A 26715-nucleotide genomic window follows, 5' to 3' on the forward strand; every position below is an offset into this window, starting at 1 on the left:
GCAGCGACCGAAGGTTGCCTCGGATCGGCCCTTGGCGGATCGACGAGACCGTCGTACGGTAACAGGCAAGTAACCCACGGGAGCCCGGTGCACCGGGCTGAGAGGGAGGCTGACGCGGCCTCCGACCGTAGAACCTGATCCGGGTAATGCCGGCGCAGGGAGGAGCGTTGCCGTGCCGTCCCTTGGGCGACTGCATCTGATCACCGACACCCGACCCGGGTGCGACCCGCTCGGCGTACTGCGGGCGGCGTTGGCCGCCGCCCACGCCGCCGACGCCACCGCCGACCTGGTCGTGCAGGTCCGGGTCGAGGACGACATGTCCGACCGGGACGCGTACGAGCTGACCGGCCGCGCGGTCGCCGAATGTGCCGCGTACCAGGTGACCTGTTTGGTCAACGACCGGCTGCACGTCGCGCTCGCCACCGGTGCGGCCGGCGCGCACGTCGGCGCGCTGGACCTGCCGGTCGACGCCGCCCGCCGGGTGCTCGGGCCGGCCGCGATCCTCGGTGCCACCGCCCGCGACCCGGCCACCGGGCGGGCGGCGGTCGCGGCCGGGGCGACGTACCTGGGGGTCGGGCCGTGCTACGCCACCGGCACCAAGACCGAGCTGCCCGACCCGATCGGGCCGGCCGGGCTGGCCGCCGTCGCCGCCGCCGTCGACGTACCGGTGGTCGCGATCGCCGGGGTCACCGTGGACCGGGTGTCGGACCTGCTGGCCGCCGGTGCGCACGGGGTCGCGGTGGTCGGCGCGATCGCCGCCGCCGCCGACCCGGGGCGGGCCACCGCCGACCTGCTGACTGCGGTACGGCAGCGGCCTACCGGCACCGACAACGGAGCGCCGGCATGACGGCGACGGGCAACGGACACGCCAACGGCTGGGCCAGCAGCCGGGCTGATGTGGCGGTGGTCGGCGGCGGGCCGATCGGGATGAGTATCGCCTGGCGCTGCGCCCAGCGTGAGCTGCGTACCGTGCTCTACGACCCGGCACCCGGATCCGGGGCGTCCTCGGTGGCCGCCGGGATGCTCGCCCCGGTCGCCGAGTCGCACTTCGGCGAGGCTGAGCTGACCCGGCTGCTGGTCGACTCGGCGGCCCGTTGGCCGGCGTTCGCCGCCGAGCTGACCGCAGTCACCGGCCAGGACATCGGCTACCGCACCGACGGCACCCTGGTCGTCACGCTCACCGGTGACGACCGACGCGAGGCGGAGCGGCTCTGGGCGTACCAGCAGAGTCTGGACCTGCCGATCACGCTGCTGCGCGCCACGGCGCTGCGGGAGCGCGAACCGGCGTTGGCCCCCAGGGTGCGCGGCGGTGCGCTGATGCCCGACGACCACCAGGTCGACCCGCGCCGGCTGGTCGCGGCGTTGGACACCGCGCTGGACCGGGCCGGGGTCACCGTCGTCCCGCAGCCGGTCACCGACGTTTCCACATTGGATGCGGCGGTGGTCGTGGTCGCCGCCGGCTGTGGATCAGCGGCGCTGACCGGGCTGCCGGTCCGCCCGGTCAAAGGCCAGATCCTGCGGCTGCGGGCACCCGCCGGCGCCGTCGGGTTCCGGCACGTGATCCGGGGGTACGCCGACGGCCGGCACGTCTACCTGGTGCCGCGCGCCGACGGTGAGGTGGTCGTCGGCGCCACCGTCGAGGAGCGCGTCGACACCACCGTCACCGCCGGAGCGGTGCTGGAGCTGCTGCGTGCCGCCGCCGACCTGCTGCCGGAGATCGCCGAGTACGAGCTGGTCGAGGCACAGGCGGCGGCCCGGCCCGGCACCCCGGACAACGCGCCGCTGCTCGGCTGGCACCAGCAGCCCGACGTCAACTCGGCCGGCGGCTCCGCAGGCAGGGAAGTGCTGGTGGCGACCGGGCATCACCGGCACGGCATCGTGCTGACCCCGGTGACCGCCGACCTGATCGCCGACATGGTGGCCGGTGCCGACCCGGATCCGGCGCTGGCACCGTTTACGCCCGGCCGGTTCACTGCCGCGAACAGGGAAAACGCGAGGGAGGAGCAGCCGTGGAGTTGATCGTCAACGGGGCATCGATGACCGCGCCGACGGGAACCGTGCTGGCCGACGTCGTCCGGGCGGTCACCGACCGAGCACGTGGCGTCGCTGTCGCCGTCAACGGTGAGGTGGTGCCGCGCAGCGGCTGGTCGGCCGAGCAGCTGTGCGACGGCGACCGGGTCGAGGTGCTGATCGCGGCGCAGGGCGGGTGAGCCGGATGCCGTTCACCGTTGCCGGGCACAGTTTCGACTCCCGGCTGATCCTCGGCACCGGCGGTGCCGCCAACCTGCACATCCTGGAGCAGGCGATCGCGGCCAGTGGCACCGGTCTGGTCACGGTCGCGCTGCGCCGGGTGGACAGCGCCGCCACCATGCACGGCGGGCTGCTCGACCTGCTGGAGCGCTGCGGCGTACGGCTGCTGCCGAACACCGCCGGCTGCTACACCGCCACCGAGGCGGTCAAGGTCGCCCACCTGGCCCGCGAGGCGTTCGACACCGACTGGGTGAAGCTGGAGGTCATCGGCGACGAACGGACCCTGCTGCCGGACGGCGCCGAGTTGCTGCGCGCCGCCGAGCAGCTGGTCGACGACGGTTTCACCGTGCTGCCGTACACCACCGACGATCCGGTGCTGGCCCGCCGGCTGGCCGACGCCGGCTGCGCGGCGGTGATGCCGGCCGGTGCGCCGATCGGCTCCGGGCTGGGCATCCTCAACCCGCACCACATCCGACTGATTCGTCAGTCAGTGGACATCCCGGTGGTGCTGGACGCGGGGGTCGGCACTGCCTCCGACGCCGCGCTCGCGATGGAACTCGGCTGCGACGCGGTGCTGCTGGCCAGCGCGGTCACCCGGGCCGCCGACCCGGTCGCGATGGCCACCGCCATGCGGTACGCCATCGACGCAGGCCGGCTGGCGGCCCGCGCCGGGCGGATCCCGAAGCGTTTCCACGCCCTGGCATCCACTCCGGACGAGGGGCGACCCGAACTGTGAACGGGATTTTGTTGCTCACCGATCGCCGGCAGACGGCCCGGCCGCTGTCGGAGGTGGTCGCGGCGGCGGTGGCCGGCGGACTCCGGCAGGTGGTGCTGCGGGAACGTGACCTGCCCCGAGCCGAACGCGCCGCGTTGGCCGACCGGCTGCGCGGCATCCTCGCCCCGGTCGGCGGGACGTTGATCGTGGCCGGCCCCGATCCGCTGGGCGGTGACGCGGTGCATCTGAGCGCCGCCGGACCGTACCCGCCACCGGCGTTCGGGCTGGTCGGCCGCTCCTGCCACGACGAGGCCGAGCTCCGCCGACTGACCACGGAGGACTACCTGACGGTGTCGCCGGTCTTCGTGACCGCGTCCAAGCCCGGGTACGGGCCGCCGCTGGGCCCGGCCGGGCTGGCCCGCCTGGTCCGGGTGGCCGCCGGCCGGCCGGTGGTCGCCCTCGCCGGGGTGACCACGGCGGAGCAGGTCGCCACCTGCCGGGCGGCCGGTGCCGCCGGGGTGGCGGTGATGGGCGCGGTGATGCGCGCCGCCGACCCGGCGGCCGTCGTGGCGGAGTTGGTCGCTGCGGCCGCACCGGCCGAGGTGAGCTGCTGATGGCCGGCGATCGAGGTGAGCAGCTGACGCCCGCCGACCGGATCACCCCGGTGGTGGCGATGACGATCGCCGGCTCCGATTCCGGCGGCGGCGCCGGCATCCAGGCGGACCTCAAGGTCTTCGCCGCGCTCGGCGTCTACGGCACCAGCGCGATCACTGCGGTGACCGCGCAGAACACCACCGGCGTCACCAGCGTCCACCAACTGCCGGCAGCGCAGGTGCTCGCCCAGATCGAGGCGGTCCGCGCCGACCTGCCGGTGCGCGCGGTGAAGACCGGCATGCTCGGTACGGCCCGGATCGCCGGGGCGGTCGCCGCGCTGGCCCGAGCCGGGGAGCTGCCGAACCTGGTGGTCGATCCGGTACTGGTCTCGACCAGCGGGCACCGGCTCGGCGTGGTCGGCGCGGTCGAGCGGCTGCTGCCGTACGCGCTGGTCGCGACGCCGAATCGGGCGGAGGCCTCGGCGTTGGTCGGCTGGCCGGTGCGGACCGTCGACGAGATGGCGCGGGCCGCCGCCGAGCTGGCCGCCGGCGGGCCGAGGTTCGTGGTGGTGACCGGTGGCGACCCGGACGGTACGTCGACCGACCCGGCCTCGGCCGACGTGCTCGCGGCGGCGGACCCGGCGGTCGACGTCGTCGGCACCGCCGACGGCGGCTGGCGGCTGGTCGGCGAGCGGCTGGACACCGGCAACACGCACGGCACCGGGTGCAGTTTCGCGGCGGCGGTGGCCGCCCGGCTGGCGCTCGGCGACGACGTACCGGCGGCGTTGGTCTTCGCCAAGGAGTACGTCGCGCGGGCGCTGGCCGGTGCCCGGCACTGGCGGTTGGGTTCCGGCCACGGACCAATAGACCATTTCGGCAACTACCTGAAGGAGGCCCGCTGATGCAGGCTCGGCGCAAGGTGTACGTGCAAGGACCGCGACCGGACATCCAGGTGCCGTTCGCCGAGGTGACCCTGACCGGCGACAACCCGCCGGTGCGGCTCTACGACACGTCCGGCCCGGGGTCGGACCCGCAGGTCGGGCTGGCCGCGCTGCGTGGGCGGTGGATTGCCGAGCGCGGCGACGTCGCCCCGGTGCGCGGTGCCGGCACCCCGCTGGCCGGGGCCCTCGGGCGTCGGCCCACCCAACTGGCGTACGCCCGGGCCGGGATGGTCACCCCGGAGATGGAGTTCGTCGCGCTGCGGGAGAACCTGCCGGCCGAGGTGGTACGCGACGAGATCGCCGCCGGACGCGCGGTGCTGCCGGCCAACGTCAACCATCCCGAGTCCGAGCCGATGATCATCGGCGGTCGGTTCCTGGTGAAGGTGAACGCCAACATCGGCACCTCGGCGGTCTCGTCGTCGGTGGCCGAGGAGGTGGAGAAGCTGACCTGGGCCACCCGGTGGGGTGCGGACACGGTGATGGACCTGTCCACCGGCAAGCGGATCCACGAGACCCGCGAGGCGATCGTGCGCAACTCGGCGGTGCCGATCGGTACGGTGCCGATCTACCAGGCGTTGGAGAAGGTTGGTGGGGATCCGGTCAAGCTGAGCTGGGACGTGTTCCGGGAGACCGTGATCGAGCAGGCCGAGCAGGGCGTCGACTACATGACGGTGCATGCCGGGGTGCTGCTGCCGTACGTGCCGTTGGCGGTCGACCGGGTCACCGGGATCGTCTCCCGGGGCGGGTCGATCATGGCTGCCTGGTGCCTGGCGCACCACGAGGAGAACTTCCTCTACACCAACTTCGCGGAGCTGTGCGAGATCCTGGCCCGCTACGACGTGACCTTCTCGTTGGGTGACGGGCTGCGGCCGGGGTCGATCGCCGACGCCAACGACGCCGCGCAGTTCGCCGAGCTGCGGACGTTGGGCGAGCTGACGTCCGTGGCGTGGGAGCACGACGTGCAGGTGATGATCGAAGGCCCCGGCCACGTGCCGATGCACAAGATCAAGGAGAACGTGGACCTGCAGCAGGAGCTGTGCCACCAGGCGCCGTTCTACACGCTCGGCCCGCTGACCACCGACATCGCGCCGGCGTACGACCACATCACGTCGGCGATCGGAGCGGCGATGATCGGCATGTTCGGTACCGCGATGCTCTGCTACGTCACGCCGAAGGAGCATCTGGGGCTGCCGGATCGCGACGACGTCAAGGCCGGGGTGATCGCGTACAAGATCGCGGCGCACGCCGCCGACCTGGCCAAGGGGCATCCAGGTGCGCAGGCGTGGGACGACGCGCTGTCCAAGGCGCGGTTCGAGTTCCGCTGGGAGGACCAGTTCAACCTGTCGCTCGACCCGGAGACCGCCCGGTCCTACCACGACGCGACGCTGCCGGCCGAGCCGGCGAAGTCGGCCCACTTCTGCTCGATGTGCGGCCCGAAGTTCTGCTCGATGAAAATCACGCAGGATCTGAAGGAGTACGCCCAGCAGGGCATGAAGGACAAGTCGGATGAATTCGTCGCATCCGGTGGCCGGGTCTACCTGCCGTTGGCCTGATCGTCGGCGCCGCTACGGCTCCGATTGTCGGCACCGTCGCGGTTCCGGTCCTCCGCACCGTTACGGCTCCGGCCGTCCGCGCGGCGGGGCTGCCGACGCAACTCGCTGACCCAGTCCACGTGTTCGGCGTCCTCGTCGGTCAACGCCGGTGGAGGCGCCGGCCGCCGCTGGCGCATGAACCGTGGCCGGGGAATCCGGCCGGCCGCAGGTGCGGCGGGTGGTGCGGCGACCGGTTGCGGTGCGACCGGTGGTGGTGCCACCGGCCTTGGCGTCGGCCGGTCGACGCCATCGGTCACCGGTGTCGGTGTCGGTGTCGGCGGCCCGTCCGGCGCGATCGGTGTCGGGTCGACACGGGGGGTGACCGCCGCAGGTGTCGGCGGCGGACGGTCGCCCGGATGCGACTGCGCGGCGACCGGCACCGGTGACGCTGCGGTCGGGCCTGATCGGACCGGGCCTGATCGGACCGGGCCTGATCGGACCGGGCCTGATCGGACCGGGCCTGATCGGACCGGGTCCGGTGAGGTCAGGCTCGGTGTGGGCGGGTCCGCTGCGGGCGGGTATGACGCCAGCAGGTCGGGCGTGGGCCGGCCCGGCGTCGGCGGGTCCGGCACAGGCGGCGCTGCCGGACCGGGTGACACCCGCCCGACGGATGCCGAATCGGCGGGAATCTTTTCAGATAGGGCAATTTCCACTACCGATTCTCGGCTCTCGGACGAGCTATCGGCGGGTCCGACGGTCGCTCCGACGGCGGGCACGGGCGTCCCACTCGCGGGCGTCCCACTCGTGGGCGTCCCACTCGCGGGCACGGGTGCGGGCGTTCCGGTTGCGGTGCTGGCCCGTCGGCCGGGCCGACGCACGGCAGCCACGGTGATCGAACCGACGACCCCGGCGGCCACCGCCAGCAGCGCCGCCCAGTAGGGGTCGTCCTGGTAAGGCCCGGCGCGGCCGGCCCCGGCGGCCAGGTACGCGGCGTCGAGGACCGCCGGTCCGGCCATTCCGGACACCGCCGTGGCCACCGTCGGCGCCGCCCGCCACCGGGCCAGCCCGCTCACCGCCGCACCGAGCGCCAGCGCCAGCGCCGGCAGCAGCACGAACAGCTGCCAACCGGGGTCACCCGGGTCGAGCGCGACCGGTTCGAGTACCCCGGGTCGGATCTCGGCGACGGGGTCACCCGCCCACAGGTCCGGGGCAACTGACCCGACCGCCAGCAGCCAGAGCGCGCCGCTGAACACCAGCACGTTCCAGCGCATCGCCGGATGGGTCAACGCGGCCAGCGCCGCCGGCAGACCCACCACCGCCCCGATCCCGCCGATCAGGGCGGTAACCGTCACCGGATCGTCGACCCCGGTCGACGCCTGCGCCGGCAGCACCGACAACCCGACCACGGCGAGCGCCGCACCGATTGCGGCGACCAGCGCCAAGACGACCCGGCGGAGCGCTGTCCGGACCGCCGACACCCGCCGGGGCCGGGCCGGACGCTGCTCGGCGACCCGTTGCGCCACGCACGCGCCGACGACGGCAGCGACGATCGCGAACCAGGCGAGCCAGGACAGCTGGGTCGGCCAGAAGTCTGCGGTCGGCCCGACGAAGTCGCGACGCAGGCGTACCAGTTGGAGACCGTAACCGGCACCGAGCTGGACGGCGCCGGCGAACGCCGCTACACCGAATGCCGTGGTGATCGCTCTGAGCCAGGTCCGCAAGGCCATGCCGGGAGGTTACGGCCGGCCGCCCGCACTGTCGACCTGGACCGGGGCGACCGCCGCCGGGCCGGTGGGTCAGCCCAGCTGGGGCAGCACCTCGGCGGCGACCAGCTCCAGGTGGTCCAGATCGGCGAGGTCGATGAACCGCAGGTGTACCCGGCTGGTACCGATCGCCGCGAACTCCCCGATCCGGTCCACCAGCTGGGCCGGCGAACCGATCACCGGGTCCTCCGGTGGCAGGGCGCTCTTCTCGTGCAGCGGCGCGGCGCGACGCTGCGCCTCGGCGTCGGTACGCCCGATCGCGATGACGATGCCGGCTGACATGGTCAGCGGCGGTCGGCCCTGCTCGGTGCGCCCGGTCCGGTGACAGGCCTCGGTCACCCGCTCGTAAGCCGCCGCGGTCTCGGCGACCGACTTGAACGGCATGTTGAACTCGTCGGCGAACTGGGCGGCGAGCTCCGGGGTCCGCTTCGGCCCCCGTCCGCCGATGATGATCGGCGGGCCGGCCGGCTGCGCCGGCTTCGGTAGCGCCGGAGCGTCGACCAGCTGGTAGTGGTCGCCGTGGAAGCTGAACTTGTCACCGACCGGGGTACGCCACAGCCCGGTGATCACCTCGAGCTGCTCGGCCAACCGGTCGAAGCGTTCCCCGACGGACGGGAACGGCAGCCCGTACGCGGTGTGTTCCCGGGCGTACCAGCCGGCGCCGATGCCGAGGTCGACCCGGCCACCGCTCATCTGGTCGACCTGGGCGACCATCACGGCGAGCGGTCCGGGCAGCCGGAAGGTCGCCGAGGTGACCAGCGTGCCGAGCCGGATCCGGGAGGTCTCCCGGGCCAGCGCGGCCAGGGTCAGCCAGGCGTCGGTCGGCCCCGGCAGCGCCAGCTCCTCGCCCATCGACTGGTAGTGGTCGGCCCGCAGGTAACCCTCGAACCCGGACTCCTCGGCGAGCCGGGCCAGCCGGAGCTGGTCGTCGTAGCTGGCGCCGCGGTGCGGCTCGGTGAACACGCTGACCCGCATGGTCAGTACCCTCCGATCCCGGCCGTCGCCGGTGCGTCGCGTTCCATCAGCACCTCGTGCAGTTCCGCACTGCACCGGGCCACGTCCTCGGTGTGCGCGTTGCGCCCCAGGCTGCGGGGGCGGGGGATGTCGATCGGCACGATCTTGCGGATCCGCCCTGGTCGAGGGCTCAGCACCACGACCCGGTCGGCGAGCAGGACGGCTTCGTCGATCGAGTGGGTGACGAAGACGATGGTCGCCGCGCGCTCCATGTGGATCCGTTGCAGCTCGACGGAGAGTTCCTCCCGGGTCAGCGCGTCCAGCGCCGAGAACGGCTCGTCCATCAGCAGCACCTGTGGTTCGGCGAGCAACGAGCGGCACAGCGACACCCGCTGCTGCATGCCGCCGGACAGCTCGTGCGGCAGCCGCTTGTCGAAGCCGGCCAGCCCGACCATCTCCAGCAGTTCCATGGCCTTTGCCCGGTGCTGTCTGCGGCGCAACCCGAAGATCTCCGCCGGCAGCAGAACATTGTCCAGCACTGATCGCCAGGGCAGCAGGGCCGGACGTTGAAAGAGCATCGCGATGTCCCGGCGTGGTTTGACCACCTGCTGACCACCGACGGTGATCTCGCCGGCTGTCGTCGGAAGCAGTCCGGCGATGAGTCTGAGCAGGGTGGACTTGCCGCAACCGGATCGACCTACGACCGCGACGAACTCACCGGCAGTCACCGAAAGGTCGATGCCGCGCAGTGCCTCCACTGTGCCGGAGCGACCGGCGAACGTCCGTCCGACTCCGCTGAGCTGGATCATGGGGCCGGCAGCTCCCTCGTCCTGAGTCGATCAACAAGCGGGGGACAGAGTATCCGGATCGTGCCGGCCATGCACCACCCGCACGGTAAACACTTTTGATTGCGATCCAGGGTTCGCGATGCCCGGCTGTCGCATTGGTGAGGTTTCCCTCGTACTCTGTTGCCCGCGAAGTTTCCCAACGCGACCGCGGCACCGGTGCGGCCCCCACCGACCGGCTGCCGCGCCGGACCAACTACCCCCTCCGGTCGGCTCGACGACCTGCGGGTTTGTCGAGGGGCCGTCGGGTTGGAAAGGACACACGTTCATGACAAGGCTCACCCGTACGATCGCCGCCACGGCCCTCGCGGCGGCGCTCGCGGTCACTGCCGGCTGCAGCGCGGACGACGGTGACGAGGCGAATGCCGGTGGCACCGAGGAATTGAAGAAAGTGACGTACCTCACTTCCTTCGGTAACTTCGGTCGGGACTCCTACGCCTGGGTCGCCAAGGACAAGGGCTTCTTCGAGGAGGCCGGTTTCGACGTCGAGGTCAAGGCAGGAGCCGGCACCGGCGACAACATCAAGACCGTCGTCGCAGGCCAGGCCCACTTCACGCCGATCGACATGACCGGCGGACTGCTGCAGTACGGCAACGGCGAGGCGAAGGACTTCGTCGTGGTCGCCGGCATCCAGCAGCGCACCATGGCCGCGATCATCGCGCTCGACGGCAGCGGCATCACCACCCCCAAGGACCTGGAGGGCAAGACGCTCGCCGACGCCCCCGGCTCGGTGGTGCGCAACCTGTTCCCGACCTACGCCTCGCTGGCCGGCATCGACGAGACCAAGGTCGAGTGGGTCAACGGCGCCCCGCAGACCCTGATGGGCACCCTGGCCTCCGGTTCGGTGGACGGCATCGGCCAGTTCGTGGTCGGTAAGCCCACCGTGGAGACCGTCGCGCAGGGCAAGACCGCCGTGGTGCTGCCGTACAGCGACATCATGACCGACCTGTACGGCAACGTGCTGATCACCTCGACGGCGATCGCCGAGGAGGACCCGGAGATGGTGAAGCGCTTCAGCGCGGCACTGCTCAAGGGCCTGGAGTACAGCATCACCAACCCGGAGGAGGCCGGCGAGATCCTGGCCAAGAACGTGGAGGAGGCCAACCCGGCCGCCGCCGCCGCCGAACTGGAGCTGATGGCCGCCTTCGTGAAGTCGACCAGCTCCGGTGTGCCGGTCGGTGCGCTGGACAGCCAGCGGATCGCCCGCAGCATCGCGATCCTGCAGGGCGCCGGGGCGATCCCGCCGGGCCTGGAGCCGGAGCAGGTCGTCAACTTCGACCTGGCCCCGAACGCCGAATCCTGACCGACCCGGGTGTGGGCGGGTGGGCCACCGGTGGGTGGCCCACCCGCCCACACCCGGCGGCTCGGCGAGCCTGAGGAGTGTCGTTGACATCTCCCCCTGCTGAAGCAAGGAGATTCGACCCTCACGGGTCGAGCTTTCTGCTTCGCCGACCACTGCCGACCCGAATCAACGGCGAGGGACGGAGTACCGCCCATCGGTCTTACACGGTCTCCACAGACGTCACTTCCCACCAGCCCGGCGGTAGGCCCGACCGGCCTGGCTGTCACCGGAAGGGCAAGGCCACGTTAGCACACCTGTTCGCACGCCGGATCTCTCGGTGTGTGAGTAGTGGACGTCGATCCGCCTCGGCGGCGAGTCGACTTTCCCTGCCGTGCTCCGCAGGTGTCCGTTTCCTCCCCGGCCGGAAGGCCGGAGTATCCACGGAAGGCATCTGATGACCGTACTCAAACCGGCGCAGGCGCCACCGGTACGCGCCGCGACCACCGCTCCGGTCCGCCGCCCCGCCGGCGGCCGGGTCGCCGCCGTTGGACTACCGCTGCTCGGCGTGGCGGTGACGGTGACCGTGTGGTGGCTCGTGACCAGCGTGTTCGACCTGGTGCACTCGGTGGTGCTGCCACCCCCGCAGGACGTGTACGCGGCGTTCTCCCTGCGGGTGCCGCGACTGCTGGAACACACCCTGGCGACCACCACCTCGACCGTCGCCGGGTTCGCGATCTCCACCGTGGTCGGGGTGCTGATCGGTCTGGCGCTGGCCGGCTCACAGGTGGCCGAGCGGATGTTCTCCCCGCTGCTGGTGGCGCTCAACGCCGTACCGAAGATCGTGCTCGCCCCGCTGCTCGTGGTCACTCTCGGCTGGGGCCAGCAGTCGATCCTCACCATGGTCTTCCTGCTCTGCTTCTTTCCGATCGTGCTCTCCACGGTGACCGGCCTGACCTCGACCCCGGCCGATCTGGCCGAGCTGGCCCGGTCGCTGGACGCGTCCCGGTGGCAGACCTTTCGCAAGATCCGGTTTCCGGCGGCGTTGCCGCAGATCTTCGTCGGCCTGAAGGTCGCGATGCCGTTGGCGGCGATCGGTGCCGTGATCGGCGAGTTCCAGGCCGGTGAGGAAGGCCTGGGCTACATGACCCTGCAGTTCAGCGGGATGGGCGAGAACTCCGCCGCCTGGGCGGCGATCGTGTTGATCGGGCTGATGAGCATTCTGCTCTACTTCGCGCTGGTCGGCTTCGAACGGCTGCTGCTGCCGTGGGTGCGGGAGACGACGTCCGCCCGCTGACGTCGCCACCATGTCGCGCCCGCCCCGGACGTCGTGCGCCCGCCAGGAACAACTCCTGGCGGGCGCACGAGGCCGGTCCGTACCGGGGCCGTCAGCTGGCCAGCCGCCAGCGGCCGCCCCGGGAGACCAGCATGGTCAGTGCCTGGGGCATCAGTCCGGAGTGGTTGTCCGGGGTCATCCGGATCGGCCCGGACAGCCCGTCGAACTGGGTGGTCTCCAGCACCTCACGGATGGCCTCCCGGTTGATCGAGCCGTCGCCGGTCGACGTGGCCACCGCGTCGGCGATCAGCTGGACGGCGTCGGCCGCGAACGAAGAGAACCCGTAGTAGCTGCCGAACCTGGCCGTGTAGTCGCGGAACCACTGCTTGCGGGCTGCCTTCGCCGGGGTGTTGGCGATCACGTCGTCGATCACCATGGTCTGGGTGAAGACCAGGTTGACGCCCTTGGTGCCGGTGGCCGAACCACCGGACAGGAACAGGTCCCCGGCGGCGGCGGCGTCGAAGAACAGGGGCCCCGGGTAGTCGGCCTGCGCCGCGCTGTCCGCCGCCAGCGCCGCCTGCTCGGCCGAGGTCCAGACCAGCAGCGCGCCCGGATTCTCGCCGGTCAACGGCTGCGCCAGGGTGGCGACGGCCTGGCTCACGTCGGTGTCGGTGGTACGCACCTGTTCGGTGCCGACCAGGTTGATGCCGAGCTTGTCCAGTTCGGCGGTGATCACCCGCAGGCCGTCCCGGCCGTACTCGTCGTCGGTGTGCAGCAGGCTGGCCCGCCCGATGTTGCGGCGGCGCAGCTCGTTGGCGACCGCGGCGGCGCTGTCCGCCGCGTTGGGGCCGAGCTTGAACAGATAGCGACGCTCGGTGACCGGGGTGGCGACCGCGGTGGCCGGGGCCAGCGAGATGGTCGGCACCCGTTTGTCGTTGATCGTCCGGGCGGCGCCGACCGCACAGTCACTGCAACTGCCCATGATGATCGCGGTCACCGCGGAGTCGCCGGTGAAGTCGCCGATGTTGCGCAGCGACTCGCTCGGGTCGGAACGATTGTCCCGGACGTCCAGCCGGATCGTCCGGTCGCCCAGCAGACCCGATTCGTTGATCTGCTCGACCTTCAGTTCGAGGGCTCGCTGGTAGCCCTTGCCGACGGTTGCGGCGGCACCGGACAGTTCCAGGTCGGCGGCGATGACGATCTCGCCGCCGTCCCCGCCGGCCGAGTCGCTGGCGAACTGGCAGCCGGTGAGCGAAGAGGCCAGCAATGTGGATGCGAGCGCCATGAGTAGGGCGGAACGGGTGGGCCTCAAGTCAGTCCTCCAGGTACGCGGCGGATGCGCACCCGGTCGGTGGGCGGCGGCGCGGCTGAGCACGTCCTCAGTAGAAGTCGCGCCGGCGGCATGCCGTACGGTGTGCGCGGAGCCTGCAAACTTGGGAAACCATGCCAATGGGCGGCGTTCTGGTCAAGCGCGCCGGTCGGGGCGTTTCCGGGACTGTCGTCCCACATGTTGGCAACGAGTACATGTTGCGAGCGTTGACTTTGGCGGGACAACTGACGGTGGAAGTTCTATCCGCGCTGATCAGGGCGGTGTGATGAAGATACTCTCCGGTAACACTAGGGTGATTACGGGTCGTCCGACCGATTCCTGCCCCACTGAGGCTTCCCAAGCGGGTCCACTTCTGGTGAAATCGCGGCCGTGCCGCATGCGGCGCTCACCGCTGCAGCAGGCATCGGTCGGCAGTCCGCGTGTGGAGATAGCGACGGAGGCGATGTCGTGAGGACCGGACCGACGACCCTGCCCGACAACGGCCCGCGGAAGCGCCGCGCGCCATTGCGTTGGGTGCCGCGACTGAGGGATGCGCGGATCAGGTCCAAACTGGCCCTGATCCTGGTCGTTCCGCTGGCCGCGGTCGCCGCTCTGGCCACGGTACGGCTGGTCGACGTAGGACAGGGCGCAATCGACGCGCGAATGGTGCGGTCGATGGCCGAACTCTCCGTCGACGTCTCAGCCCTGGCTCAGGACGTCCACAAGGAGCGGATGGCCGCGGTGACCTTCCTGGCCGCCCGTGACGCCGACGCCGAGGCCTACAACATCCGGGTGCGCAGCACCGACGAGCGGATCGCTGCGTACGCCGCCGAACGCGACCGGGTCGGTAACGTGCCGGAGGCGGTCGAGCGGCAGCTGGTCGCCATCGACGACCACCTGGACACCTTGAACGCCACCCGCCAGGAGGTGCTCGACCGGCGGCAGATGCCAGTGCCGGAAGCGGTGCTGCGGTACGGCGTCATCCTGTCCGACCTGGCTTCCTACGGTGAGGTGCTCGGCCAGGTCTCCGGTGACGGCGAGGTGCCGGACAGTCTGCGTGCCGTCTCCGCCTTCGCCCGGGCCAAGCTGGCCACGGCCGAGGAGGAGGCGATCATCTTCGCCGCGCTGTCCACCGGCCGGCTGGACGAGGAGCAGTTCTCGTCCTACCTGGCCACGCTGACCAGCCAGCAGGAGGCGCTGCTGTCGTTCTCGCTGGCCGCGTCGCCGTGGGAGCAGGAGCTGGTCGACAGCAGCGTCACCGGTGACGCCGTCTTCCTGGCCGACCGGGTCGCCACCGAGATCACCCGTTCGGTGGGCCAGCGGGCTCCGATGAGCGCCGCACAGGCGGCCCGGGCCGTGGGCGCGGTCAACGACCTGATGCGGTGGGCCGAGATCCAGCTGGAGAACCGGCTGCTCGACCGGGCCACCGAGGTGAGCACCAACGTCACCCGGCAGGCGATCATCGAGTCGATCGCGGTGCTGATCGTCCTGGTGCTGGCGATCGCCCTGGCGGTGGTCCTGGCCCGCTCGTTGAACGACTCGCTGCGGCGGCTGCGGGAAGGCGCCATGTCGGTGGCCAGCCGGGACCTGCCGGAAGCGGTGGCCAAGCTCCGCGACGTCAACGACCTCAACGACCGGGGCCCGGAGGAGATCGTCCGCAACCTACGTGACCCGATCCGCCTGCCCAACCGCGACGAGGTCGGCCAGGTCGGCCAGGCGTTCAACGTGGTGCACCGGGAGGCGGTCCGGATCGCCGCCGAGCAGGCCGCACTGCGGGCGAGCGTGTCGGCGATGTTCCTCTCCCTGGCCCGCCGAAGCCAGACGCTGGTCGACCGGATGATCGGCGAGCTCGACGCGATCGAGCGTGGCGAGGAGGACCCGAAGCGGCTCGCCCAGCTGTTCCAGCTCGACCACCTCGCCACCCGGATGCGCCGCAACGACGAGAACCTGCTGGTCCTGGCCGGTGCCGACTCGACGGCGCCACGCCGGGAGGACGCGCTGCTGGTCGACGCGCTGCGGGCCGCGCAGTCTGAGGTCGAGCTCTACAACCGGATCGAGTTCGGCACCGTCGACACCGACATCCTGATCTCCGCGCACGCGGTCAACGACGTGGTACGTCTCGTCGCCGAGCTGCTCGACAACGCCACCCGGTTCTCCCCGCCGACCACCACGGTCGTCGCCGACGCCCGGCGGCTGCGCGACTACGTACTGGTCCAGGTGGAGGACCGCGGCCTGGGGCTGTCCGAGGAGCAGTTGGACAATCTCAACCGGAGGCTCGCCGAGCCGTCCACGGTCGACGTCTCGGCGTTCCGACTGATGGGTCTCGCCGTGGTCAGCCGGCTGGCCGGCCGGTACGGCATCCGGGTCGAGCTGCGGCCCAACCCGGAGGGCGGCACTATCGCCCAGGCCACGCTGCCGAGCAGCATCCTGGTACTGCCGCAGCGCACCCGGGAGCCGGTGATCACGCGGGGACGCCCGGCCATGGCGGCCGAGCCGATCTCCGCCGCGCCCACGTCAGGCGGGACCTGGTCGCCGATCTCGAGTCCGCCGGCGGCGGCACCAGGCCGTACGGCGACCCTCACCGACCAGTGGCAGAACGCCCGGTCGTCACAGTGGAACGCGGTGGCCGGTGCACCTACCGCCGCCTTCCCGGTGACCACCGGCGGGCAGTCGACGCCGGTGTCCGCCGCCCCGATCTCCGCGTCGCCGATGTCCGGCTCGCCGATGTCCGGGCCGCCGATGTCGGGCCCCCCGATGTCCGGCGCTCCCATGTCCGGGGCACCGGCTGCCCCGGCCGCCGGCCCGGCCGCGCCGACGTACAACCCGGGGCTGCCGGCGTACCGTCCGGCGGCATCCGCCGCCCCGCCTGCGGCGGCATCGCCGGTGGCCAACGTCGGTACGCCGACCGTGGCCTACCCGACGGTGCGACCGACCGGTACCAGCGGCTACCCGGACCAGTCGGTCATCCCGGCCACCATGCACCCGCTGGCCCCGGCGGTACGCACCGGCGGCCAGCTGCCGCACGGCCCGATGGCCGGCGGCTCCACCGGCGGCGGTGCGCCCGCTGCGCCCGCCAACCCCGCTGCGCCCGCCAACCCCGGTGCCCGGCCCGAGGACGCCGCCGAGATGCCCATCTTCCGGGAGATGGAGGCGGTCTGGTTCCGGTCACACGGCTCGGCCGAGACCACCGTCCTGCCGCTGCCGACCGCCGGTCGTCCGCCTGCTGCCGGTGCGCCCGCACCGGCGTACTCACCGGCACCCGCTCCGACCAGGACACCGCTGCCGGCCCGCAACCCGGGACAGTCGACTCCACAGCCGGCGGCGTACTCTGCTCCGGTGCAGCCGAACGCCGCACCACCACCCCCGGCCGCGCCACCGGCGCCCGCACCGTCCACTCCGGCCGGCGCGGCGACGTCGGCGCTGGGTGCCATTCCCCGGCAACGGACCGGCGACTCCGGCAGTTGGCGTACCGCCGCTGACGAGGGCTGGGCCCGGGCCAGTAAGGCAGCGGAGCCGGCGACCGCCGGCACCACCCGCTCTGGTCTGCCGAAGCGCCAGCCCCAGGCACAGCTGGTGCCGGGTGGCGTGGAGGCCAAGCAGGGCCGCGAGCCGACCCGGCGGACCCCGGACGAGGTCCGCGGCCTGTTGTCGGCATATCACCGTGGCGTGCAACGCGGCCGGACCGTCGGCAGCGAGCAGTACCGCGCCACCTCAACCAAGGAGACCAGCGAATGAACAGGCCAGCAGCTATTCAGGACATGGGTTGGCTGCTCAGCAACTTTGCCGACAGCGTGGCGGGGATCGCCCATGTCGTGGCTGTCTCGGCAGACGGACTGCTGCTCGCCTCCTCGCGTGACCTGCCGGCGGACCGGGCCGACCAGTTGGCGGCGATCACCTCCGGCGTGGTCAGCCTCACCGACGGGGCGTCGCGGATGTTCAGCGCGGGTGGCGTGCTGCAGACGGTGATCGAGATGGACAGCGGGTACCTGTTCCTGATGTCCATCAGCGATGGATCGTCGATGGCGGTGCTCGCCGCCCGTAGTTGCGACGTCGGTCAGGTCGGGTACGAGATGGCATTGCTGGTCGAGCGGGTCGGTGCCGCGCTGGTCCCGGCGCCACGGGAGACCGTGGGCGGCCGACCCTGATCCGAGGCTGAAGTTCCGCTGCGACACAAGGGACCGTCACCGATGACGTGCCAGCAGACCCACGAGGAGGTGACCGCTCAATGGGCCAACCACGACAGGACCCGCGCGGAGCGCTGGTCCGCCCCTATGCGGTCACCCGCGGGCGTACCGAGCCACGGCAGCACATCGCACTGGAGGCGGTGCTGGTGGCCTCGGCGGCAGCGGTCACCGAGTCTCGTTTCGCCGGGCACGACAAGCATCGAATCGCCACGATCTGCGACAACCGTGCCCAGTCACTGGCGGAGATCGCCGCGTACACCCGGCTCCCGCTGGGCGTCGCACGGGTCCTCGTCGCCGACATGGTCGCCGACGGCCTGCTGGCGTTGCACAGCACCGCTCCGACTGAGACAGAGGGCTACGAGGAGCGGATGGAACTTCTTGAGAGGGTGCTAAGTGGACTTCGCAGGCTATGACCGTCCCGGCGTCCGCCGGGACAAGGGAATCACCTCGGCGAAGATCGTCATCGCCGGTGGATTCGGGGTGGGCAAGACCACCATGGTCGGCGCGGTCTCCGAGATCACGCCGCTGACCACCGAGGCGCTGATGACCTCGGCCGGTGTCGGCATCGACGATCCGTCAAAGGTCCCCGGCAAGGAGACCACCACGGTGGCGATGGACTTCGGCCGGATCACCATGGCCGACGACCTGATTCTCTATCTGTTCGGCACACCCGGACAGACCCGGTTCTGGTTCATGTGGGACGAGATCATCCGCGGCGCGGTCGGTGCCGCGGTGCTGGTGGACACCCGCCGGATCACCGACGCCTTCGCCCCGCTCGACTACTTCGAGAACCGGCAGCTGCCGTACCTCGTGGCGTTGAACTGCTTCGACGGCGCGCCACAGTACGAGCCGGAGGAGGTGCGGGAGGCGCTGGCCATCGCGCCGCACGTGCCGCTGGTGATGTGCGACGCCCGCAGCCGGGACTCGACGAAGAGCGTCCTGGTCACCGTGGTCGAACACGCGATGGCGACGCTGCGCGCCGAGCACGGCCGAGGGTATCCGACGCCGGTCGGCTGACCGCTACGGAAACGGCCGGCGGCCGCTGCGCCGCCGGCCGGTGCGACCTCAGTCGATGGGCAGTCGGTAGCCGCGTTTGACCACGGTCTGGATCACCCCGGGCGTACCCAGCCCGGCCCGGAGCCGGGCCACCGCCATCTCGACGGCGTGCTCGTCGGCGCCTCGGGGCAGGGTGCGCAGCAGCGCGGCCCGGGACAGCACCCGTCCCGGGGTCTGCGCCAGCGCGCGTAGCACCGCCATCGGTGCCGGTGCCAACGGGCGCAGCTCACCGTCGATCACCGCGGCGTGTCCGCGTAGGGTGAGCAGGTGTCCGCCGACCTTCAGGTTGACCGCCCGGCGGGGCAGTTCGTCGACGATGGTCCGGACCAGCGCCCCGAGTCGGGCGCGAGCCGGTGCGGTCACCGGCACTCCGTGCCGGCGCAGCGGCGCCGCGGTGACCGGCCCGACGCAGGCGGCCAGTACGTCGGTCCGCATCGCCTCGAGCACCGCGTCGGCGTTGGGCCCGGCGGCGCGCAGCAGCGCTCCGACCGCCGGCGCGGAGGTGAAGGTGACCGCGTCGACGAGCCGGCCGGCGACCAGATCGACCAGCCGGTGCAGTGGTGCCGGGTCGGTCGGCGGCGCCCACCGGTACACCGGCACCTCGATCACGGTGGCGCCGGCCGCCTCGAGCGCCGCCGAACACTCCGGTTGCCGTTCCCCGTGCAGCTGCATCGCGATCACCTGGCCGGCCACGCCGCGGGCCCGCAGATAGTCGGTGACCTCGTCACAGCTCTCCGACGCGGGTGACCATTGGTCGTGCAGGCCGGCTGCCCGGATCGCGCCCCGGGCCTTGGGACCGCGGGCCACGATGTAGGCGCCGCCGAGCACCGCCCGCAGCGGCTCGGCCAAGCCCCACCCCTCCGCGGCCTCCAGCCAGCCACGCATGCCGATGCCGGTGTTGGCGATCAGCACGTCCGGCGGATTGTCCAGGCAGGCCCGGGTCGACGCCCGTAGTTCGGTGTCGTCGGCCAGCGGCACGATCCGCAGCGCCGGGGCGAGCACCACCCGGGCACCCCGCCGTTCCAGCAGCGCGGCCAGCTCGTCGCGCCGCCGGTCGGCGGTGACCCCGATGGTGAATCCGGACAGCTCGTCGGACATCACTGGTCCTGCCGCCGACCGAGCACCTCGATCAGCCCGTCCCGACAGCGCACCCGGTAGGTCGGCACGGCGACGCCCGGCAGATCCAGACATTCGCCGGTACGCAGGTCGTAGACCTGCTTGTGCAGTGGTGACGCCAAGGTCGGGATGTCCCCCCGGGTACCGACGATGCCCCGGGACATGACGTGGGCGCCGGCCACCGGGTCCTGGTTGCCGATCGCGTACAACGTCCCGTCGTAGGTCCGGAAGACCGCCACCTGCTCGCCGTCGACCAGTGCGGCCACGCCCCGCTCCGGCTCCACCCGGGAGTACGGGCACACCGGTGTCCACCGGGCGGTGACGTTGACTGTCTGCACACTCATCGGCGTACCTCCAGGGTTGTCGGGAGACCGAGCGCGACGGGCCGGCGCTCGCCCAGGGCCGGCACCGGCTGGCCCCGCTCGACCTCGAAGGTGATCGACGGGTCCGGGGTGTCGGGTGCGTTGACGAAGGAGGCGAAGCGGCGTAGCCGCTCCGGGTCGTCGATCGTGTCCCGCCACTCGTCCGAGTAGGACTCGACGTGCCGGGCCATCGCCTCGTCCAGCTCGGCCGCCAGCCCGAGCGAGTCGTCGACGATCACCGATCGCAGGTGGTCCAGGCCGCCGTCCATGGCCTCGATCCAGGCCGCGGTGCGTTGCAGCCGATCGGCGGTGCGGATGTAGAACATCAGGAACCGGTCGATGGTACGGACGAGCTCCTCAGTGGACAGGTCGCTGGCGAACAGGTCGGCGTGCCGGGGCCGGAAGCCGCCGTTGCCGCCGACGTAGAGGTTCCAGCCGACGTCGGTGGCGATGATGCCGAAGTCCTTGCTGCGCGCTTCGGCGCACTCCCGGGCGCAGCCGGAGACCGCAGACTTGATCTTGTGCGGGGCGCGCAGCCCTCGGTAGCGCAGCTCCAGGGCGACCGCCAGGCCGACCGAGTCCTGCACCCCGTAGCGGCACCAGGTGGAGCCGACGCAGGACTTCACCGTCCGCAGCGCCTTGCCGTAAGCGTGACCGGACTCGAAGCCGGCGTCGACCAGCCGCCGCCAGATCTTCGGCAACTGCTCCACCCGGGCACCGAACAGGTCGATCCGCTGCCCACCGGTGATCTTCGTGTAGAGGTTGAAGTCCCGGGCCACCTCGCCGATCACGATCAGCTTCTCCGGGGTGATCTCCCCGCCGGGGATCCGCGGCACCACCGAGTAGGTGCCGTCGCGCTGGATGTTGGCCAGGAAGTGGTCGTTGGTGTCCTGCAGGGTGGCCTGCTCGCCGTCGAGGACGTAGCCGTTGCCCAGCGAGGCGAGAATCGAGGCGACCACCGGCTTGCAGATGTCGCAGCCCCGGCCCCGACCGTGCTCGGCGACCAGCTGGGAAAAGGTCCGGATGCCGCGTACCCGGACGATGTCGAACAGCTCCTGGCGGCTGTGGTCGAAGTGTTCGCACAGCGCGGTCGACTGGGCCACCCCGGCGACGGACAGCAACTGCTTGAGCATCGGTACGCAGGACCCGCAGCTGGTGCCGGCCCGGGTGCACGCCTTGATCCCGGCGACGTCGGTGCAGCCTTCGCCGATCGCGCCGAGGATCTGATCCTTGGTGACCGCGTTGCAGGAGCAGACCTGGGCGCTGCCGGGCAGCGCGTCGATGCCGGCCCCGCCGGCGGCACCGTCGGAACCGGCCGGGGCGAGCAGCGCCAGCGGCGGGCCGGGCAGCGGCCCGCCGACGCTGGCCCGCAGCGTCGGGTACGCCGTCGCGTCGCCGACCAGCACCCCGCCGAGCAGGGTCCGCGCGTCGTCGGAGAGCACCAACTTGGCGTAGACCCGGGTGGCCGGGTCGGTGAAGGTGACGTCCAGACAGTCGGCGGTGGTGCCGTGCGCGTCGCCGAACGACGCCACGTCCACCCCGAGCAGTTTGAGCTTCGTGGAGGTGTCCGCGCCGGGGAAGGCGGCGGTGCCGCCGAGCAGCCGGTCCGCGACCACCTCGGCCATCGCGTAGCCGGGGGCGACCAGCCCGTAGCAGCGGCCCGGTTCGCCGTCCACGCTGACCGCGGCGCACTCGCCGACCGCCCAGATGTGCGGGTCGCTGGTCCGGCAGGTGGCGTTGACGGTCACCCCGCCGCGCTCGCCGATGGCCAGCGCGGCGGCGCGGGCCAGGTCGTCGCGGGGCCGGATGCCGGCGGCGACGACCACCAGGTCGGTCTCCAGTTCGGTGCCGTCGGTGAGGGCCACTCCGTGCGGGGTGCCGTCCGGCCCGGTGCGGATCGCCGACGTCGCGGTCCCCAGGTGCACGTCAACGCCGAGGTCCTCGACGTAGCGGCGCAGCATCGCCCCGCCGGCCTCGTCGATCTGGACCGGCATCAGCCGGGGCGCGAACTCCACCACGTGGGTACGCAGGCCGAGCAGCCGCAGCGCGTTGGCGGCCTCCAGGCCGAGCAGGCCGCCGCCGATCACCGTGCCGACCCGCCGGCCGGCGGCCGGATCGGTGGCGAAGTCGCGGATGGCGACCAGGTCGTCCAGCGTCCGGTAGACGAACACCCCGTCGCGCAGGCCGCCGCCGTCGGCGCCGTCGGTGGGGCGGTGTGCGCCGTCGATCGGCGGGACGAACGGGTACGAGCCGGTGGCCAGCACCAGCGCGTCGTAGCCGTACTCGCCGTGGTCGGTGACGACCACCCGACGGTCCCGGTCGATGCGCCGGGCCGGCTCGGCCAGCCGCAGGTCCACCCCGTCGTCCGGGGTGTGCACGCTCAACTCGTCCGGCCCGACACCGTCGAAGAAGGCCGACAACCGGACCCGGTCGTACGCCGGCCGCGACTCCTCGGCGAGCACCGTGACCTGCCATTCGCCGCCGGTGTCGCGGGACCGGACCGCTTCGACCAGGCGCTGCCCGACCATGCCGTTGCCGATGACGATCAACCGGTTCACGCTGGTACCTCCACGTCGGAATCCACAGATGAGAGCCAGTCGACGATGCCGGTGACCGCGTCGGTGCAGCTGCCACAGCCGGTGGTGGCCCGGGTGGCGGCGACCACCTCGGCGACCGACCGGGCACCGGCGCGCCAGCAGCGCACCAGCGCCCCCTTGCTGACCGTGTTGCACTGGCAGACGGTCGCCGCGTCCGGCATCAGCGCCGGACTGGTCGCCGGCGCCGCGACGGTGCCGCCGACCGCCCGGCCGAGCAGCAGCGCCCGCCGGTCGGTCGGCACCGGACCGCCCCGGTCGAACAGTTGGATGACGGTGCCGACGGCCGGGTTGTCGCCGAGCATGATCGCCCCGGTCAGCCGGTCGTCGCGGATCAGCAGCCGGGCGTACGTGCCGCGCGCCGGGTCGGCGAAGCTGAGCTCCTCGGTCTGCCCGTCGGCGCCCGGCCGGGTGTCGCCCATCGCGGCGAGGTCGATGCCGGCGGCCTTGAGCCGGGTCACCGTCGGCAGTGGCCGGTAGCGGGCACCCGGGTCGTCGCCGGCCAGCACCCGGGCCAGCACCTGGGCCTGTTCCCAGGCGGGGGCGACCAGCCCGGTAACGACGCCGTCGTGTTCGGCGCAGTCCCCGATCGCCCAGATGTGCGGGTCGCTGGTGGCCATCCGGTCGTCGACCATCACACCGCGCCCGACCCGTAGCCCGGCCCGCCGGGCCAGGTCGGTGTCCGGCCGGACACCGCAGGCCAGCACCAGCAGGTCGGCGTCCAGCTCCCGGCTGTCGCCGAGCCGTAGCCGTACCCCGTCCGTGGTGGCGGTGACCGACTCGGCGGCGGCGGCCAGCTCGGTGCCGACGCCGAGGCCGGCCAGGGTACGGGCGAGCACCGCGCTGGCGGTGGCGTCGAGTTGACGCTCCATCAGCTGACCGACCTTGTGTACCACCCGCACGTCCAGTCCGCGTGCGGCGAGCCCACGGGCGGCTTCCAGCCCGAGCAGGCCGCCGCCGAGCACCAGCGCGGTGCGGGCACCGGCTGCGGCGGCGAGGATCCGCCGGCAGTCGTCCAGGGTCCGGAACACCGCGACCCGGTCGGGCAACCCCGCCGGGCCGTCGGCACCGGTCAGGCCGGGCAGGTCGGGGACCACGGCCCGGCTGCCGGTGGCGAGCACCAGATGGTCGTACTCGGTGGCGGTGCCGTCGGCGGTGCGCACCGTCCGGGTGGCCGGCTCGATCGCGGTCACCGCCAACCCGGACCGCACGTCGATGCCGTGCCCGGCGGCCTCGGTGAGCGTGACGTCCAGCTCGTCGGCCCGGCCGGCGAGCAGGTTCGACAGCATGATCCGGTTGTACGCCCGGTGCCGCTCCGCCCCGTACACGGTGATCTTGTAGTCGCCGCGCCGGGCGTGCAGCTCGGCGGCGAGCCGGGCACCGGCCATGCCGTGGCCGACGATGACGATACGGTTCACGCTCGCTCCACCCTGACCGCACAGATCTTGAACTCGGGCATCCGGGATGTCGGGTCCAACGCGTCGTTGGTGACCGAGTTGATCCGCCCCGCGCCACCCCAGTGGAACGGGGCGAACACGGTGTCCGGGCGGATCGACTCGGTCAGTCGGGCCGGGGCGCGCATCTCGCCGCGTCGGCTGGTCACCGTGACCGGGTCGCCGTCGGCGACGCCGAGCCGGGCGGCCAGGTCCGGGTGCAGCTCCACGAAGGCCTCCGGGGCGGCGCCGCGCAGCGGCGCGATCCGGCGGGTCTGTGCACCGGACTGGTACTGGGCCAGCACCCGGCCGGTGGTCAGGTAGAGCGGATAGTCGGCGCAGACCTCCTCGGCGGCGGCCCGGTGCTCCACCGGCACGAACCGGGCCCGCCCGTCCGGGGTGGCGAACCGCTCGGTGAACATCCGTGGGGTGTCCGGCCGGTCCGGGTCCGGGCAGGGCCAGAAGACCCCGTCGGCGGCGTCGATCCGCTCCCAGGTGACCCCGGCGTAGTCGGCGACCCCGCCGGCCGAGGCCCGGCGTAGCTCGGTGAAGACCTCGGCTGGGTCGGCCGGGAACTGCCCGGCCGGGCAGCCGAGCCGCTGCGCCAGGTCGGCCAGGACGGCCAGGTCGGTGCGGGCGCCGGGCGGGGGTGGCCGCAGCGCGTGCCGGCGCAGCACCCGGCCCTCCAGGTTGGTCATGGTGCCGTCCTCTTCGGCCCACTGGGCGGTGGGCAGCACCACGTCGGCCATCGCCGCCGTCTCGGACAGCACGAAGTCGGCGACGACCAGCAGGTCCAGATCGGCCAGTCGGCGCTGGACCCGGCCGGCGCGGGGGGCGGAGACCACCGGGTTGGAGCCGAAGACCAGCAACGCCTTCGGCCCGGCCGGGGTGCCGAGCGCGTCCAGCAGCTCGTACGCGGAAACCCCCGGCCCGGGCAGGTCGGCCGGGTCGACTCCCCACACCCCGGCCACGTGTGCCCGCGCCGCCGGGTCGTCGATGCGCCGGTAGCCGGGCAGCTGGTCGGCCTTCTGACCGTGCTCCCGGCCACCCTGACCGTTGCCCTGGCCGGTCAGGCAGCCGTATCCGGAGCCGGGTCGGCCGGGCAGCCCGAGGGCGAGCGCCAGGTTGACGTAGGCGCTGACCGTGTCGACGCCCTTGGCGTGCTGTTCGGCTCCGCGCGCGGTGAGGATGACGACCTTCGCGGGCGGGGCGTCGGTCGCGCGGCGGTCGCCGCCGGCCAGCGCCCGCGCCGCCGCCTCCAGATCGCCGATCGGTACGCCGGTGAGCCGTTCCACCCGGGCCGGCCAGTAGCCGGCGACGGTGGCCCGGACGGTGTCGAAGCCGGTGGTCCGCTCGGTGACGTAGGTCTGGTCCACCCAGCCCTCCCGCAGCGCGACGTGCAGCAGCGCGTTGGCCACCGCGAGGTCGGTGCCGGGGGTGGGCTGCAGGTGCAGGTCGGCCAGGCGGGCCGTGGCGGTGCGGCGGGGGTCGATCACGATCAGCGTGCCGCCGCGCTGTTTCATCTCGGTCAGGTAGCGGGCGAACGGCGGCATCGTCTCGGCCACGTTCGCGCCGACCAGCAGCAGGGTGTCGGCGGCGCCGACGTCGGCCATCGGGAACGGCAGACCGCGGTCGACGCCGAAGGCCCGGATCCCGGCGGCGGCCGCCGAGGACATGCAGAACCGGCCGTTGTAGTCGATGTTGCGGGTGCGCAGCGCGACCCGGGCGAACTTGCCCAGCGCGTACGCCTTCTCGTTGGTGAGCCCGCCGCCGCCGAACATCGCGACCGCGTCGCGGCCGTGTGCCTGCTGAATGCCGGTGACGTCGGCGACGATCCGGTCCAGCGCCTCGTCCCAGCTGGCCGGCCGCAGCTCCGCTCCCGGTCGGTCACGGACCAGCGGGGTGGTCAGCCGCTGCGGGTGGTCGAGCAGCTCGGCGGCGGTCCAGCCCTTCTGACAGAGCCCGCCCTGGTTGGTGGGAAACTGCCGGGGCAGCACCTGTACGCCGCCGTCGGCGCTTGCGCGCAGCCGCATGCCGCACTGCAGGGCGCAGTACGGGCAGTGGGTGGCCACGGTCCGGTCGACGGATCCGCCGGTCGGCCCGATGGCCACCTGCACGCTGCCTGGCATGTGCGAAGCGTGCCGGGGGGCGATTTCACCGCGACGTCCCGATTGTTTCCAGCCTGCTAAGAGCAGCTCACACGGACCGTTGTCAGGGGGTTAGCCAGCCCATCTGCTGGGACCTCCGGCGTACCGGTGCCGACCAGCCGTTTTGACCGGCGTGCCGGGCAGCGGGTATCGTCGCCTGCTGTTGTGCGACAACCGAGGGGCGTCCCTCGCCAGACCCGTCACCGTCCCAGGTCACCGTCCGTGGATGCAGCTCACCGTCTGCGGGAGGCCCCGTCCGATGGTGCCAGGTCAGCCGGGGTATGCTTGTCGTTCGCGCGCGCGTTCTCTGCCAGGTCGCCCGGTTCCGGGTCGCCCCGACGGCCCGCGCGTTACCTGACGACCGAC

22 protein-coding genes and 1 riboswitch are annotated in these 26715 nt (G+C 72.2%); of the genes, 13 read left to right on the forward strand and 9 right to left on the reverse strand.

Translation table 11 applies throughout. The features are described from left to right. The first annotated feature begins 66 nt into the window (after nt 1-66). A riboswitch (TPP riboswitch) is annotated at nt 67-178 on the forward strand. From ACN27J_RS24905 to thiC, 7 genes are all read left to right on the forward strand, one after another. Then, nucleotides 173-847 carry a thiamine phosphate synthase gene (locus tag ACN27J_RS24905; RefSeq protein WP_421369936.1) on the forward strand — a complete coding sequence of 225 codons (675 nt, stop codon included), beginning with the start codon at nt 173-175 and terminating at the stop codon, nt 845-847. It overlaps the preceding riboswitch by 6 nt. Then, on the forward strand, nt 844-2019 hold the full coding sequence (gene thiO, locus ACN27J_RS24910) for a glycine oxidase ThiO (RefSeq protein ID WP_421369938.1): 1176 nt from the start codon (nt 844-846) through the stop codon (nt 2017-2019). The genes ACN27J_RS24905 and thiO overlap by 4 nt, the downstream gene beginning before the upstream one ends. After that, nucleotides 2010-2210, forward strand: a complete 201-nt coding sequence (gene thiS, locus ACN27J_RS24915) for a sulfur carrier protein ThiS (RefSeq protein WP_421369940.1) — start codon at nt 2010-2012, stop codon at nt 2208-2210. Before thiO ends, thiS begins: the two co-directional genes overlap by 10 nt. A gap of 5 nt (nt 2211-2215) precedes the next feature. Beyond that, the gene (locus ACN27J_RS24920; protein WP_421369941.1) at nt 2216-2986 is read left to right on the forward strand and encodes a thiazole synthase; all 771 of its coding nucleotides are present in this window, start codon (nt 2216-2218) and stop codon (nt 2984-2986) included. Next, a complete protein-coding gene (locus ACN27J_RS24925) occupies nt 2983-3579 on the forward strand; it encodes a thiamine phosphate synthase (protein ID WP_421369943.1) in 597 nt (198 codons plus the stop codon). Before ACN27J_RS24920 ends, ACN27J_RS24925 begins: the two co-directional genes overlap by 4 nt. A gap of 41 nt (nt 3580-3620) precedes the next feature. Beyond that, on the forward strand, nt 3621-4460 hold the full coding sequence (gene thiD, locus ACN27J_RS24930; RefSeq protein ID WP_421372446.1) for a bifunctional hydroxymethylpyrimidine kinase/phosphomethylpyrimidine kinase: 840 nt from the start codon (nt 3621-3623) through the stop codon (nt 4458-4460). Then, nucleotides 4460-6052, forward strand: coding sequence for a phosphomethylpyrimidine synthase ThiC (gene thiC, locus ACN27J_RS24935; protein WP_421369945.1), 1593 nt, complete (start codon nt 4460-4462; stop codon nt 6050-6052). The genes thiD and thiC overlap by 1 nt, the downstream gene beginning before the upstream one ends. On the opposite strand, the gene ACN27J_RS24940 is transcribed toward thiC, so the two are convergent. The 3 genes from ACN27J_RS24940 to ACN27J_RS24950 form a co-directional block, all read right to left on the reverse strand. Continuing rightward, the gene (locus tag ACN27J_RS24940) at nt 6034-7758 is read right to left on the reverse strand and encodes a hypothetical protein (protein WP_421369947.1); all 1725 of its coding nucleotides are present in this window, start codon (nt 7756-7758) and stop codon (nt 6034-6036) included. The genes thiC and ACN27J_RS24940 overlap by 19 nt on opposite strands. Before the next feature lie 69 nt (nt 7759-7827). Next, the gene (locus ACN27J_RS24945; protein ID WP_421369949.1) at nt 7828-8769 is read right to left on the reverse strand and encodes an LLM class F420-dependent oxidoreductase; all 942 of its coding nucleotides are present in this window, start codon (nt 8767-8769) and stop codon (nt 7828-7830) included. Nucleotides 8770-8771: 2 nt separating this feature from the next. Further along, nucleotides 8772-9557, reverse strand: coding sequence for an ABC transporter ATP-binding protein (locus tag ACN27J_RS24950; RefSeq protein WP_278173727.1), 786 nt, complete (start codon nt 9555-9557; stop codon nt 8772-8774). 304 nt (nt 9558-9861) lie between these two features. Here ACN27J_RS24950 and ACN27J_RS24955 point away from each other — a divergent pair, with 304 nt between their 5' ends. Both ACN27J_RS24955 and ACN27J_RS24960 read left to right on the forward strand, forming a co-directional pair. Beyond that, nucleotides 9862-10896 carry an ABC transporter substrate-binding protein gene (locus ACN27J_RS24955; protein WP_278173729.1) on the forward strand — a complete coding sequence of 345 codons (1035 nt, stop codon included), beginning with the start codon at nt 9862-9864 and terminating at the stop codon, nt 10894-10896. 433 nt (nt 10897-11329) lie between these two features. Next, on the forward strand, nt 11330-12169 hold the full coding sequence (locus tag ACN27J_RS24960) for an ABC transporter permease (protein WP_421369952.1): 840 nt from the start codon (nt 11330-11332) through the stop codon (nt 12167-12169). Between the two features lie 91 nt (nt 12170-12260). Here the strand turns inward: ACN27J_RS24960 and ACN27J_RS24965 are convergent, their stop codons facing one another. Further along, complete coding sequence (locus tag ACN27J_RS24965) at nt 12261-13460, reverse strand: ABC transporter substrate-binding protein (protein ID WP_421369954.1); 1200 nt, start codon at nt 13458-13460, stop codon at nt 12261-12263. Nucleotides 13461-13925: 465 nt separating this feature from the next. On the opposite strand from ACN27J_RS24965, the gene ACN27J_RS24970 reads away from it, so the two are divergent. From ACN27J_RS24970 to ACN27J_RS24985, 4 genes are all read left to right on the forward strand, one after another. Beyond that, nucleotides 13926-17192 (forward strand): nitrate- and nitrite sensing domain-containing protein, encoded by a 3267-nt coding sequence (locus tag ACN27J_RS24970; protein WP_421369955.1) that lies wholly within the window; start codon nt 13926-13928, stop codon nt 17190-17192. Continuing rightward, complete coding sequence (locus tag ACN27J_RS24975) at nt 17189-17602, forward strand: roadblock/LC7 domain-containing protein (RefSeq protein WP_278173735.1); 414 nt, start codon at nt 17189-17191, stop codon at nt 17600-17602. The genes ACN27J_RS24970 and ACN27J_RS24975 overlap by 4 nt, the downstream gene beginning before the upstream one ends. Nucleotides 17603-17682: 80 nt before the next feature. After that, on the forward strand, nt 17683-18054 hold the full coding sequence (locus ACN27J_RS24980; protein ID WP_123606102.1) for a DUF742 domain-containing protein: 372 nt from the start codon (nt 17683-17685) through the stop codon (nt 18052-18054). After that, nucleotides 18035-18658 (forward strand): GTP-binding protein, encoded by a 624-nt coding sequence (locus ACN27J_RS24985; RefSeq protein ID WP_282233551.1) that lies wholly within the window; start codon nt 18035-18037, stop codon nt 18656-18658. Before ACN27J_RS24980 ends, ACN27J_RS24985 begins: the two co-directional genes overlap by 20 nt. A 48-nt stretch (nt 18659-18706) precedes the next feature. Here the strand turns inward: ACN27J_RS24985 and ACN27J_RS24990 are convergent, their stop codons facing one another. The 5 genes from ACN27J_RS24990 to ACN27J_RS25010 are packed head-to-tail and all read right to left on the reverse strand — an operon-like array spanning nt 18707 to nt 26331. Next, entirely contained in the window at nt 18707-19795 is a 1089-nt protein-coding gene (locus ACN27J_RS24990; RefSeq protein ID WP_278173737.1) for a uroporphyrinogen-III synthase, read from the reverse strand. Then, nucleotides 19795-20157 (reverse strand): nitrite reductase small subunit NirD, encoded by a 363-nt coding sequence (gene nirD, locus ACN27J_RS24995; protein WP_421369958.1) that lies wholly within the window; start codon nt 20155-20157, stop codon nt 19795-19797. Before nirD ends, ACN27J_RS24990 begins: the two co-directional genes overlap by 1 nt. Continuing rightward, complete coding sequence (gene nirB, locus ACN27J_RS25000; protein WP_421369960.1) at nt 20154-22733, reverse strand: nitrite reductase large subunit NirB; 2580 nt, start codon at nt 22731-22733, stop codon at nt 20154-20156. The genes nirD and nirB overlap by 4 nt, the downstream gene beginning before the upstream one ends. Next, nucleotides 22730-24187: an FAD-dependent oxidoreductase gene (locus tag ACN27J_RS25005; protein WP_421369961.1), complete on the reverse strand. Its 1458-nt coding sequence runs from the start codon at nt 24185-24187 to the stop codon at nt 22730-22732. Before ACN27J_RS25005 ends, nirB begins: the two co-directional genes overlap by 4 nt. Then, the gene (locus ACN27J_RS25010; protein ID WP_421369963.1) at nt 24184-26331 is read right to left on the reverse strand and encodes a molybdopterin oxidoreductase family protein; all 2148 of its coding nucleotides are present in this window, start codon (nt 26329-26331) and stop codon (nt 24184-24186) included. The genes ACN27J_RS25005 and ACN27J_RS25010 overlap by 4 nt, the downstream gene beginning before the upstream one ends. Between the last annotated feature and the right edge of the window lie 384 nt (nt 26332-26715).

It is taken from the genome of Solwaraspora sp. WMMB762 (genome assembly GCF_049179115.1).
In the GTDB taxonomy this organism is placed as follows: Bacteria; Actinomycetota; Actinomycetes; order Mycobacteriales; family Micromonosporaceae; genus Micromonospora_E.